Below are 12,899 nucleotides of genomic sequence, written 5' to 3'. Positions count from 1 at the left end.
CTAGAAAGATGCTTTTTATAACGGTAGGAAATAACAGGATGTCTAAACGGGTAAATAGAATATAACGATTCTCATTTACCCGATATAACTAAAAGTATGATAAAACTTTTTATGACAAATGCTTATGTTTGATCAATAAGTAGGCAAATGGGATGAGCATTAAAAAATGTACGCCAATTAATACCGGTGTAGTCAAATTTAACAATTGCGTTATAAACACTAATAAACTTGCGCCACTCATTTGCATTAAGCCTATAAGTGCTGAAGCCGTACCTGCTTGTTTAGGGAACAAACTTAATGCACGGCCTGCTGATGAGCCAAGTGTCAGTGCAAAACCAAACGCAGCAATAAACATCGGAAACATCAACGCAAGCGCAGTACGTTGTTGGCTAAAGGCCAACATTAAGGCTCCTGCGATTACAAGCAGCAGGAGTCCTGCTTTTAGCGCGCGCTTTGGTTGACGTTTGATGTACAGTGGCATTATAAAGCTTGCAACAATGCTCAATACCGCATTACAGGTAAACCAGAAAGTAAAGTCGGTAACACTGCCACCTAATTCTGTAATAAGCCAGCCAGGCGCTAGCGTAACGAAGACTAAAATAGCCGACATAGTTACCAAGCAAATTAAGCTATGGAATAAAAACAATGGCGTGCTGATAATTGGCATAAAACGGCGCAGGTCAAGAATATGACCACTATATACACTATCTGCAGGGCGGGTTTCTTTATACATTAACAAGGTTATGAATAAACCAATGAGTGCAAATACAGCCATGAATAAAAAGTTCATGCGCCAGCCAAACTGTACTGTGAGCCAAGCGCCTAAAATTGGCGCGAGGGCAGGGATAAAGCAAACGATACCATTAAGATAAGTAATAATTTGGCCGCTGCGTTCACTACCAAATCGATCTCTTACAATGGCAAACGCTACTACAAATGTGGCACAGGCCCCCAAACCTTGCAGTGCTCTTGCAATCATCAGGCTTGTAAAATCAGGTGCTAAATACGCGCCAAACGCCGCTAAACCATAAATTGTCACACCGGTTATTGCTACAGGCTTACGCCCAAATTTATCTGCTAATGGCCCTGCAATGAGCTGCCCAAGTCCGACGGTAAGCATAAAAATAGCGACGGTTTGCTGAATTTGCTTTTCTGAAGCACTGAATTGTTCTGCAATAGTCGGAAATGCGGGTAAGTAAATATCAATTGCTAACGGGCTAAAGATAACCAGAAGGCCAAGAATAAATAGTAAGCTGAGGTTTTTGTGCTGGCGTGACTGCATTCGCTCTCCTTTAAAACGGTATTTTATGTGCCCCTAAAGGAAAAGAAAAGCGTTCACTTGGCTAAAAGTGTAATACTTACGTAATCATTAAAACTGCTTACAAAAAATTTCCATTTCGCTATCTGGTCTGATGTGTTAGTTTTTTATCTTACATCATAAAAATAATGGATAAACGTCGTGAGCTCACCATCATCATTATTAAAAATTTGGACTAAGTGTCAGTCATTGCCAAAAGGTAATTGGTTGTTTAGTAAAGCCGTGTGCTTTAAAGCACCTTACTTTGGGTCTATAAAGCCATTGATCACAAATTTGACTGCTGGGCATTGCAGTGCAACTGTTAAAAATCGCCGCGCGATCCATAATCACATTGGTACCATCCATGCAATTGCACAGTGCAATGTGGCAGAGCTATGCGCAGGTTTAATGGTTGATGCAACGGTACCTGCAAAAACGCATCGCTGGATCCCAAAAGGCATGACAGTGAACTACTTAGCAAAAATTGACACAGATATGCGTGCAGTTGCACAGATAGACGTGCCGAGTGAGTGGCTAGAAAAGCAGGATTTGCTAGTGCCCGTTAAGGTTTACAATAGCCGCGATGAACTTGTCTTCACCGCGGATATCACTATGTATGTAACCGCCAAAAAACGTTAAGACTTATCAGCGGCTTGTTTGTTTACAAACGACAAGTCGTTGTCATCATCAGCCAATATTGAAGTACTCGTTTGTTCTTCAGGCTTAATAGGCGCCACATTATCTTCTTCGTGACGATGTTTTAAGCTGCCTTCAATGATAGCTCCGGCTTCAATACTTAAAGTGTCGTGAAATACATCACCATGGACTTCAGCAGTACTTTCAATTGTCACTTTGTTGGCAATGAGTGAACCAATGATTTTACCTTTTACGACCACACTGTCTGCTTCGATAACACCTTCAATCATACCTGTGTGACCAATCACTAAGTGTTTAACATGTAAGTCGCCTTCGATACGACCATCAAGTTGAACCTCACCTTGGCTGGTAAGGCTACCTGTTAAGCGTACGTCTTCAGAAATAATAGAAGGAGTATGGTTGGTTCTTTTTAATGATGAGCCAGACGAACTAGCTGTTGATTGTTTTTTTTTACCGAACACGAGAAAGCGCCTTTGTTATTTTAACTGGATTGACATGTTTGCCATTCACTAAAACTTCGTAATGTAGGTGGGTACTGGTACTACGGCCAGTACTACCCATTAAACCGATGACATCATCTTTAGTTACTGTTTGGCCTTTTTTAACCTTAATTTTATTAAGGTGGCCAAAGCGAGTAACGAAGCCATTTTTGTGTTGTAGTTCGATAAAGTTGCCATAGCCGCCATTACGACCTGCACGAAGTACGGTGCCATCGGCTGGAGCAAAAATTTCGGTTTTATGCCAACCTGCTAAATCAACACCTTTATGAAAAGCACGGCGGCCATTCATTGGGTCTTTGCGTAGGCCAAAACTGCTAGAAATATAGTAGTCAGCAGCAGGGAGTGTTTGTGGTAACTCACTCAGCAAGTTTTCTAGGTTGTTTAACGCTAGTAAGTTGTCGGCAATTGCTAAAAATTCAGCAGGAATTCTTGATTCGTCAAACAAGTCTAACGGGCCACCCTGGGCTGTGTCTGAGCTTTCAAGTATTGAGGTATTGGCTAGACTGCTATCAAGACCAGCCCCTTCGAGCATGGCAACAATTTCTTGATGGCGTAATTTGATTTGTTCATCTAGCACTACGAAACTACGATTATAAGCCGCATCAAGACGTGCTAAACGCTCAGTCATACTTTCTAAGTGTTTTACTTGTTTTGGTTGCTGCTCATCTTCTAAAGGAGCATGAAAATCTTCAGCATTTTCTTTAATCGGTAAAAGTAGAGGTTCAGCATCGTTTGGCAAGGTGGGTTTGTTCATCGATTCTGGTAGTGATTCAATCATGCTTTGCAATAGCGCTTGTTTTTGCTCAAGAATTGCTAGTTGCTCTAATTGTTTTTCATAGGCAGCTTGCTGTTGAAAGTGCTGCTTTTTCCACTCTTGCTGCTTGGTAACCTGTTTTTGCTCAATGCTGGTTATCTTGTCTGCTTGTGAAATGATTTGAAGTGTTGAGATACTAAGCCAAGCAATGGCTATTAAAATAACCATTAAGGTCGTCAATTGTAGCCAAGGCGCTAATACCAAGTGTTTTACTTCGCCATTTTGACGGATCAACAGCTGTCGAGCTGGAAAAAACGTGCGATAAAAAGACTTAAGTTTAACTAACATGGCGTACAAAATTTAACTAATAACCGAGTTAAGATAGCAACCTCAGTTAAAAAAGCCAGCAAAAAATTGTAACTCAGCTGAAAAAGCACAAAAAAAAGGGCAAAAAATGCCCTTAATAATTGTTCTGGAAATAAAAATAGTGAGTTACTTTTATTTAGCAGGTAGCACGGTTCCTTCAACTGAACCAAAACCAATTCGTGCAAAACCGTCTTTTTCGCACCAACCACGCATGATTACGTTGTCGCCGTCTTCTAAGAAAGCACGTTGCTCACCATTAGCAAGGGTGATCTTTTCTTTACCACCGCGAGAAAGCTCTAATAATGAACCTGCTTCTTCGTGCTCAGGGCCTGATTGCGTACCCGAACCTAACATATCGCCTGGTTGAAAGTTACAGCCATTTACAGTGTGGTGAGTCACCATTTGCGCAACTGTCCAGTAAGAGTGCTTGAAGCTTGATTTAGATACTTGTGTTGGTGCTTCGCCGGCTGCACGCATCTTTTCAGTTTCGATTTGTACATCCATTTTGATATCAAATGCACCAAACTCACGGTTATGAGCTGACTCTAAATAATCCATTGGTTGTGGATCGTTTTCGTCACGTGTCCAGTTTGTTCTAAATGGTGCCAGTGCTTCTGTCGTAACAATCCAAGGTGATACTGTCGAAGCGAAGTTTTTCGCAAGGAATGGACCAAGCGGCTGGTATTCCCACGCTTGTAAATCACGTGCAGACCAGTCATTAAATACACAGAATCCAAATACGTGGTTTTCAGCATTTTCGATGGCAATTGCATCGCCTAATTCATTACCTTTACCAAGGTAAATACCTAACTCAAGTTCGTAGTCAAGGCGTTTACACGGGCCGAATGATGGTACTTCTGCATCTGGCGCTTTAGTTTGACCATTAGGGCGGTGGAACGTTTGACCAGATACATCAATTGACGATGAACGGCCGTGATAACCAATTGGTACCCATTTGTAGTTAGGTAGAAGTGGGTTATCAGGGCGGAATAGACTACCTACCGCTGTTGCGTGGTAAATAGAGGTATAAAAGTCAGTGTAATCACCAATACGGCACGGTAGTGCAAATTCGATGTCTGCTTGAGCGATAAGCGCTTCGCTTAATTGCGCTTGCTCACTGGCACCTTCACGAAGTGCTTTTGATAACGCTAGACGCAGTGCAGACCAATACTGCTGACCAAGACCCATAAATTCATTGAGTGTAGCTTGGCTTGCAGCTTTAACGGCAATCTGTGCATCACCTGAGAATAAACCAAGTTCATTTACTTTTGCTAAGTCGATAACTTGATCACCAATAGCTACAGCGCCACGGAACGCTTCGTCTGAATTTTTACGACGTACTTCTGCAAAAGGAAGGTTTTGAATTGGGAAGTCACAGTTCGCTTCGTTAGCAGATGCAACCCAGCTTTTTAGATTAATATCGTGGGTTTCGTTAATTAGGCTCATACTCTTTCCTTATTGGTTCGCGCTGATTTATTAGTTATCTATATGGAGGCAATCAACGCAATTTAAACAGTTAGTTTAAAACAGAATTTAAAACGACAAAAAGCAGCGTGTGAATTTACCCAAACCACACGCTGCTTTTTATTCATCATGATGAACTAGATTACACCACGACGCTCTTGATCACGCTCGATTGACTCGAAAAGGGCTTGGAAGTTACCTTCACCAAAACCGCCGTCATCTACACGTTGGATCATCTCGATGAAGATAGGACCAAATAGGTTCTTCGAGAAAATTTGCAGTAGATAACAGTTTTCGCTTTGGCTATCTACAAGGATTTGATGCTTTCGGATCTTCTCTTTGTCTTCTTTAACCCAAGGCACACGGTCAAAAATGGTGTCGTAGTACTCTGGGATGATATCTAGTGTCGCAATCGTTGATTGGTCAAGCTTATCAAGTGAGCTTACTAGGTCATTCGTTAGGAATGCTAAATGCTGTACACCCGGACCATTGTACTCATTTAAGTACTCATCGATTTGGTTGTTGTTGTTATCTTTACCTTCGTTGATTGGAATCGAGAAAGTGCCGCACGGCGATTTTAGTGCGTAAGATAATAACGCTGTTTTTTGACCTTTAATGTCAAAGTAACGAACTTCAGTAAAACCAAATACGTCTTTATAGAAGTTAGCCCATGTTTCCATCGTGCCTTTATAAACGTTATTGGTTAAATGGTCGATACGGATGAAGCCTTTGTCTTCAACAATGTTTTGCTCGCTTAAATCTTCAAAATCTGACTCATAGATAGAACCTTTGTCGCCAAATTGCTCGATGAAATAAATTAAGCTGTCGCCGATACCGTAAATAGCAGGGTATGGTAAGCTTTTGTGAGTTGAGTCTGTCGCAGGTTTTGCACCGCGCTCAACAGCAACTTCGAATGCTTTTTGTGCATTCTCTACACGCCAGCCCATAGAACAGATTGCCGGGCCGTGGCTTTTAGCAAATTCAGCAGAGAAACCTTCACGCTCATTGTTTAGTAAGAAATGAATGTCATGCTGGTTATAGTAAACAATGTCTTTACCTTTGAATTTTTTTAGCTTTGAGAAGCCAAAATCAGTAAACACTTTGTCCATGTAATCTGCATCAGGTGTTGCGTATTCAGTGAATTCAATGCCCATTAGGCCTAACGGATTATTTACTTCGCTCATTGTCATTACTCCCGCAATTATAAGCACTGCGCTAAAAAGAATTATTGTTATGTAATGAGCGGATGATTAACCAGAAATTCAATTTGGGGAAGATCACAGCGTTATTTAGCCAAAGTCCCTTTTGTAAATTTAATGAGACAATGGTTTTAATTTCATCATGTGAAGTGAAAATAGTAAAAATAAAGATCAAAAAGAGTAAATAAAGCGCCGTTAATAAATATTTAATGAGCTGATATTTATAAGCTTTTTTGTATTTTATTCGTTTTGTTTTCGCCAAATAAAGTTAGAGTGAATGTATCGAATTGTTTACATTTTTATGCTGGTTGTTAAGGGCTGGTATCTCAAGTTTATGATTAAACGAAGTTCAGAAATTGAGAGTTTTTAAATAGGAGTTATGCCATTGTATGGAAGCGTTCTTGAGTTAATGTTTCAAATTAGAAAGTAATATCGGAAAGATTAATGGCAGAAAGGGGAGTGTATGTGACTTTGCTACTATTAACTAGTAGCCTATTAAGCTATAAGTATCCCCACAGCTCTAGCTGTGGGGATTGAGTTTTATTGCTTTTCAGCTGTCACTTCTAGCTCTTCAGCTAAGATGTGCTCAGTAGTTTGTGGCTCGTGTTGGCCTTCAGCACCATGCATCCAAGCTACAAGTTTGTCGCTTAGTAAGTACATGATCACAGCAGAAAGTACCGCTGTTGCGCCTAAACCAATGAAGATACCCATCGCGTTGTCTAACGCTTCTTCACCTTCACCTAGGAATGAACCTACGAAACCAGCAATCTTGTTTGCAACCGCTGTACATAGGAACCAAATACCCATAAGCATTGAAGCTAGACGAAGAGGTGCAAGTTTACTCACCATAGATAGACCAATTGGAGATAAACATAACTCACCTAGTGTGTGGAATAAGTAGAATAATACTAACCACATCATGCTAATTTGTAGGTGCTCACCTTGACCTTGTGTCATTAACGCGAAGATCATAGTGATGAAACCAAGTGCTAAGAAAATAAGTGCAATAGCAAATTTAACTGGTGAATTAGGTTCACGTTTATCAAGCTTTAACCAAATAATGGCAACTAAAGGTGCAAATACAATGATGAAAATTGAATTTAAAGATTGGAACCATGAAGCAGGCACTTCAAAACCAAGTAACATACGGTCTGTGTAATCGTTAGCGAAAAGGTTCATTAAACCACCCGCCTGTTCAAAGCCCATCCAGAAGATGATGCTAAATACACTCATAGTAAAGATAACTTTAATTCGGTCAGTTTCAACTTTCGTTAATGGCTCTTTAGTATTTGATTCAGATTGTGCTTGAGAAAGCTTAGCTGAAGGCACTACACCGATTTCGCCTAAGTATTTATTACTTAGTGCAAGTTGGAGAAGAACTGAGATCACCATACCTACGCCAGCTACGATGAAACCCCATTGCCAGCCCATTGCAGCTGCAGCATAACCCGCAACTAGAGGACCTAATGCACCACCTAGGTTGATACCCATGTAGAAGATAGTGAACGCGCCATCACGACGTTGGTCACCTTCTTTGTATAGATCACCTACCATAGTTGAAATGTTTGGCTTGAATAAACCGTTACCAATGCAAAGAAGTGTTAAACCAATGTAGAAAATATTTTCTTCTTGGCCAGCTAAATAGCTGTGAGGAATACCCATAGTGAAATGGCCTGCAGCCATTAATAAACCACCAAGGATAATTGCTTTACGTTGTCCTAATACGTTATCGGCTAACCAACCACCGAATAGTGGTGTGATATATACAGCCATTGTGAAGGTACCATATAGGCTCAATGCGTCTGCATTTGACCAACCAAAACCACCTTCTTGTACAAGCGCTACTAAATATAAAACTAAAATGGCGCGCATGCCGTAGTAACCGAATCGTTCCCACATTTCTGTGCCGAACAACAGGAATAACCCTTTAGGATGCCCTAAAAAGTCACCTGCTTTAGGTAATGAACTCATATTTACTTCCTAACTCTAAGTTTTTATTTGAGGCCTTATTGTTTTTGCTTTGGTCGTTCTATGTAATTTATTGAGTGAACGGGCGGCCATGTTTTTTTGATGCAGCTAAGATAATGGTTTGTTGCTCAAGTTATGAACTTAAGGGTATAGGACACACCCTTATCCTAGCTACAAGTGCGCTACAGTATACATAGACCTCTTGGTCAGGGGAAGATCTTGCGGTAGGTACACCATTTGTTGCGTTAACTTAACCTTACCAAATACAACCAATTTAAGATTACTTGATACTTGTCAGTAATACTTAGCAATTCATTTTAAGTTTATGTGATGAGTTATTTTTGTTTGGGTAGGTGTAATTTATTGCAATGAAAGCGGATCTTTTGGCATCTGGATAGCTGAGCAAGTACTTTAAATTGTCCAAAATTGTTTACAATAGACTATTCAGCCGCTAGTAGTTAGCGTATTATTCTCATACTATAGGTTCCCGTTTTTTGAGGATGTAATGCGTTTAGATATCCACTGTGCTGACCGAATCGGTATCGCACAAGAGATTCTCAATATCTTAGTAAGTTATCAGGTTGACTTAAAAGGTATTGAAGTAGATTCGGTTAATTGTCGTATGTATGTCAGTTTTCCTCCTATTGAATTTGAGCAATTTCAAAAGATCATGCCTTCTATTCGCTTAATTGACGGCGTGATGGATGTTCGCACAACTGCATTTCTACCTTCTGAGCGAGAGCATAATGAATTAAATACATTACTGCGAGCATTGCCTGATGGTGTAATATCTATTGATGCTAAAGGCTGGGTGCGATTATGCAATGATGCAGCTTGTCGCGATTTACAGCTATCTGAAAGTGAAGTTATAGGCGCTAATATTAATAACTTGCTGAAAGGCTTTAACTTTACTCGCTGGTTAGAGGGTAAAGAAGTACTTGGTCAAACAACGCGTGTAGAAGTTGCTGGCGAAGATTTTATTGCTGATATTCTTCCTATTTCAGTTCCACAAGGTGCTGAAGGGGATGTGTTAGCAGGCGCCGTTATTAACATTAAATCGCAAAGTCGACTTGGTCAGCAAGTGAGTGCCTTTCGTCGATATGGCCAAGAAAGTTTTGCGACAATCCATAATTTTAGCACTGCAATGCGTCGTGTTGTTCGTGAAGCTCGCAAAATGGCACAGCTTGAAGCGCCAATTTTGATAACTGGTGAAACGGGGACAGGTAAAGAACTACTTGCACGGGCTTGTCATTATGCATCTAACCGTTCAGTAAAACCCTTTATTGCTTTATCGTGTGCATCGTTACCTGATGACGTGGCTGAGTCAGAGTTATTTGGTTATGCGGGCTATGAAGAAAACGCGGCACCAAAACGTGGCGTTTTGGAGCAAGCCGATGGTGGTACGGTGTTTTTAGATGAAGTTGGTGAAATGTCGACTCAATTGCAAACTAAGTTGCTGCGATTTTTACAAGATGGCACATTTCGCAAAGTCGGTGATGAAAACGAAGTAAAAGTGAATGTACGTATTGTTGCTGCAACGCAAAAAGACTTACCGGCCATGGTGCAAGAGGGGACATTTAGAGAAGATCTTTATTACCGGATTAATGTTTTGACCTTAGAAATTGCGCCATTACGTGACAGAAAAGCTGATATAGGCCCGTTAGCAGAACATTTTATTCAAAAGTATGCCCAACAAAATGGTCATTCTGTGCCTGTGATGTCTGAAGATTGTTTACGCTTTTTACAAGATTATCCGTGGCCGGGTAACGTACGCCAATTAGAAAATGCGATTTACCGTGCGGTGTCGTTGTTAGATGATAACGAACTGCGTATTGAACATTTGCAGTTACCAACCTTTACTCATGATTTAGGTTATCTTGAGTCTGACTTTGAAGGAACTTTAGATCAAGCGGTAAAACGCTTTGAAGCGACCTTACTTCGTAAGCTCTATCCGGCTTATCCTAGCTCTCGACAGCTTGCTAAGCGATTAGGTTTGAGCCACACCGCAGTGGCAAACAAACTTCGAGATTATGGCATTAACCGTAAGACAGTGAAGGTTTAAAAGTAACCCCCCACAATAATCGTGAATTAAGCAAAAAGCTTGGGTGAAAAGCCAAGCTTTTTGCTACTGTTTGGTACCCATATCCTTGGTGACACCATCAATGGCAATATTTTTGATACCGTCATTGTCAAATTTGATAACAATACTTATGTTATTGCGGGCAAAAAAGTAATCTCGGTTATCTAGGCTTATAACATAATCGCCTTTGACTGAGTCGCTAAATTTGCGCTTTTCAAGTTTTAAGGAGTGATCTGCTATTTGCCAATTGAAGCCTTCAATAAAGCCATTATTAAACTCTTGTACCCAAACTTGTTGTTCGTCTTTACTCAGTGTAATCGCAACGGAGTATGACTCAGGCAAAGACATGTCATAGCTTTTATCACCAATAGTGAATTTTTCGGCAGTTTGTTGCCAAGCAAAACCAAATTTAAAATCTTTTTCCACACCCGTTGGGTATTTTAAAGTACCGTTACCTGGAAAGTTGAAGTCAGCATATGCTGAGCCGGTAAATAAACTTGCAGAAAATAGAGTTACCAAACTGAATAGTTTCATTAGGCTTATCTGTTTTTATAATAATATATGCACAGATTAGAGCAGAATATTCGCCTTAGCAATATGCTGTGATACACTTTGTGAATTATCAACTGGTTAGACCTTTTATTGTGAATCTATATTTTCGACTAATATTATTGTTTTTTAAAATCAAACGTAATCGTGACTATCAAGGTTTACTCGACACGATTGATATTGAATTCAAAGCACTGCCGACTGATTGCGATATTAACTTGCACCTGACTAATTCTCGTTATTTAGCAATGATGGATTTGGCGCGTACTTGGATGACAGAAAGAGTAGGGTTGCTTCAACATATTATGAAACGTCGTTGGTTCCCGATCGTTAATGCGACTGCAATTACCTATATTCGCGATATTAAACCAATGCAAAAATACACTGTTAGTACGCGTTTAGTTGGCTGGGACCATAAATACTTTTACATTGAACAAAAGTTTCACTCTGAGCGTGGATTGCATGCGATTGCCTATGTACGAGGGGTATTTAAACGTAAGAAAGGTGTTGTGAGCGTTGAAGAAATGCTTGAAGTTGCTGGGTTTGAAGGTGTAGCTCCTATCTTGCCAACAGAAGTAATGCACTGGAAAGAAATGTTAGAGCAAAAGAAACTCACAAATAAGTGATACCCAAGATAAATAAAAAAATGCCAGCTAAGCTGGCATTTTTATGGTTTTAAACACAGTTTACTCTGCAGCGCAAACTGCTTCACTAACAAATGTTAAGTCATTAACATGCGAAGGACCATCCATTACAAACGTTGCTTCTGCAGTGTTTTGGTCAAGTGAGTAGATTTTAGCATTTTCACCACTTTCGCGGCCTGAAACATAAATTGTACCATCATCTGCAATCGCAATACCTGATGCCCAATTTACACCATGCTCACCAACAAGTGTCAATTCTAAGCTACCTTCATCTAGCGTATAAAGTGCTTTACCTGTTAACACGTAAAGTACGTTAAAGTCATTTGAGTAAGCAATATCACCATCTGAGAAAGTATCACCAGGGTAAGATAGTTTACCAAGAACTGTCTTATCACCTGTTTCTAAATCAAAGTCGTACATATATGTCTTACTTGTTGCACGAAGAGCAAGACCATCAGCGGTGACTGTTGAGCGGTAAATAGGGAATGAAGTCGCATCAACTACTTCCGCTTGTTGGTTAGTTGCTAAATCTAAGCTGTAAATTTTAGATGCTTTGCTGCTCTTATCTAGTTGCTCCATGAAATAAAGCACACCGTCTTTACTTGCAATATTTGAAGCTGTGTTATTTAGGCCTGCAACAATAGTGACAGAGCTTGAAACTGGGTTGAAATGATAAACATAGCCCTCAGTTTCTGAACCGAAGTTATTAATACCATATAGACCTGTTTCAACTGCACAAGGTTCTGGAATTTCTGTTAATGAAACATTATCAAGAAATGCGCCTAAAGAGTCTGATTTACCAGCACCAGCAAAGCTCAATACTGAACTAGTATCGTTTGCTTCTACAGTAAAGCTATATTTAGTCCAGCCTTTTGTGCTGCTATTAATGGTCGCTAATTCATTACCATTCCATAAAACTTTGGCAGCGTTTGTTGTCGCATTACCTTCAACACGCGCAGAGTAATAAAAAGTAAGTTCGTACTTTTTACCTGCTGAAGTAGCTACGCTCTGTGAAATTGAATAGTTAGCAGTTGAGTCTAGTTCCAGAAGTTGATTACCATCTTGAGCTGGAACAATACCTAATTTGTTAGTTTGTAACTCAAATTTAGCATTGTTACTACGGCTCCAGTTATCGATATTACTGAATAACTGCCATTGTCCACCATGGCCAGTTACTGTGTTATTTTCAAATGACCCGTTTTCAACTAGGTTTGTGCTTGCCATTGCCATACCAGAGGCGATAGCTAAAGGTAACACTGCTAATTTAGAAACTAAGCTTTTCATGACAGTCTCCGAAGTTGTTAACATAAAATTAATATTTAATAGTATCATTTTACTGCTTTTTGCTGGTGTTTATCAAATAGGGAATAGATCTAAATTTATACTTTTTTAATTTTTCATATTAATCAATTGATTTTTAA

The 12,899-nt window shown here is 39.9% G+C and carries 11 protein-coding genes; 3 read left to right on the top strand and 8 right to left on the bottom strand.

Annotated elements, in window-relative coordinates; translation table 11 throughout:
- Positions 1-109 precede the first annotated feature (109 nt).
- The gene (locus tag IRQ78_RS07285) at positions 110-1,282 is read right to left on the bottom strand and encodes a multidrug effflux MFS transporter (protein WP_194441702.1); all 1,173 of its coding nucleotides are present in this window, start codon (positions 1,280-1,282) and stop codon (positions 110-112) included.
- Between the two features lie 177 nt (positions 1,283-1,459).
- Between IRQ78_RS07285 and IRQ78_RS07280 the strand changes: the two genes are divergently transcribed.
- Positions 1,460-1,936, top strand: coding sequence for a hotdog fold domain-containing protein (locus IRQ78_RS07280; RefSeq protein ID WP_194441701.1), 477 nt, complete (start codon positions 1,460-1,462; stop codon positions 1,934-1,936).
- On the opposite strand, the gene IRQ78_RS07275 is transcribed toward IRQ78_RS07280, so the two are convergent.
- The 5 genes from IRQ78_RS07275 to IRQ78_RS07255 form a co-directional block, all read right to left on the bottom strand.
- Positions 1,933-2,415, bottom strand: a complete 483-nt coding sequence (locus tag IRQ78_RS07275; protein ID WP_054551783.1) for a bactofilin family protein — start codon at positions 2,413-2,415, stop codon at positions 1,933-1,935. The two genes, IRQ78_RS07280 and IRQ78_RS07275, sit on opposite strands and share 4 nt — an antisense overlap.
- Positions 2,405-3,556 carry a M23 family metallopeptidase gene (locus tag IRQ78_RS07270; protein WP_054551782.1) on the bottom strand — a complete coding sequence of 384 codons (1,152 nt, stop codon included), beginning with the start codon at positions 3,554-3,556 and terminating at the stop codon, positions 2,405-2,407. Before IRQ78_RS07270 ends, IRQ78_RS07275 begins: the two co-directional genes overlap by 11 nt.
- A gap of 150 nt (positions 3,557-3,706) precedes the next feature.
- Positions 3,707-5,020 carry a fumarylacetoacetase gene (gene fahA / locus IRQ78_RS07265; protein WP_054551781.1) on the bottom strand — a complete coding sequence of 438 codons (1,314 nt, stop codon included), beginning with the start codon at positions 5,018-5,020 and terminating at the stop codon, positions 3,707-3,709.
- Positions 5,021-5,175: 155 nt separating this feature from the next.
- Positions 5,176-6,222 carry a 4-hydroxyphenylpyruvate dioxygenase gene (hppD, locus tag IRQ78_RS07260; protein WP_194441700.1) on the bottom strand — a complete coding sequence of 349 codons (1,047 nt, stop codon included), beginning with the start codon at positions 6,220-6,222 and terminating at the stop codon, positions 5,176-5,178.
- A 555-nt stretch (positions 6,223-6,777) separates the two neighbouring features.
- On the bottom strand, positions 6,778-8,208 hold the full coding sequence (locus IRQ78_RS07255; RefSeq protein WP_138616931.1) for a peptide MFS transporter: 1,431 nt from the start codon (positions 8,206-8,208) through the stop codon (positions 6,778-6,780).
- A 502-nt stretch (positions 8,209-8,710) separates the two neighbouring features.
- On the opposite strand from IRQ78_RS07255, the gene tyrR reads away from it, so the two are divergent.
- The gene (tyrR, locus tag IRQ78_RS07250; protein ID WP_054551778.1) at positions 8,711-10,267 is read left to right on the top strand and encodes a transcriptional regulator TyrR; all 1,557 of its coding nucleotides are present in this window, start codon (positions 8,711-8,713) and stop codon (positions 10,265-10,267) included.
- Positions 10,268-10,330: 63 nt separating this feature from the next.
- Here the strand turns inward: tyrR and IRQ78_RS07245 are convergent, their stop codons facing one another.
- Positions 10,331-10,819 carry a hypothetical protein gene (locus IRQ78_RS07245; protein ID WP_054551777.1) on the bottom strand — a complete coding sequence of 163 codons (489 nt, stop codon included), beginning with the start codon at positions 10,817-10,819 and terminating at the stop codon, positions 10,331-10,333.
- 110 nt (positions 10,820-10,929) lie between these two features.
- Between IRQ78_RS07245 and IRQ78_RS07240 the strand changes: the two genes are divergently transcribed.
- A complete protein-coding gene (locus IRQ78_RS07240; RefSeq protein WP_194441699.1) occupies positions 10,930-11,460 on the top strand; it encodes a thioesterase family protein in 531 nt (176 codons plus the stop codon).
- Positions 11,461-11,520: 60 nt separating this feature from the next.
- Here IRQ78_RS07240 and IRQ78_RS07235 read toward each other — a convergent pair whose 3' ends face one another.
- Complete coding sequence (locus IRQ78_RS07235; RefSeq protein ID WP_054551960.1) at positions 11,521-12,762, bottom strand: DUF642 domain-containing protein; 1,242 nt, start codon at positions 12,760-12,762, stop codon at positions 11,521-11,523.
- Between the last annotated feature and the right edge of the window lie 137 nt (positions 12,763-12,899).

It is taken from the genome of Pseudoalteromonas simplex, from assembly GCF_015278155.1.
Taxonomy (GTDB): domain Bacteria; phylum Pseudomonadota; class Gammaproteobacteria; order Enterobacterales; family Alteromonadaceae; genus Pseudoalteromonas; species Pseudoalteromonas simplex.
This window is presented reverse-complemented; position numbering and strand designations above follow the sequence as displayed.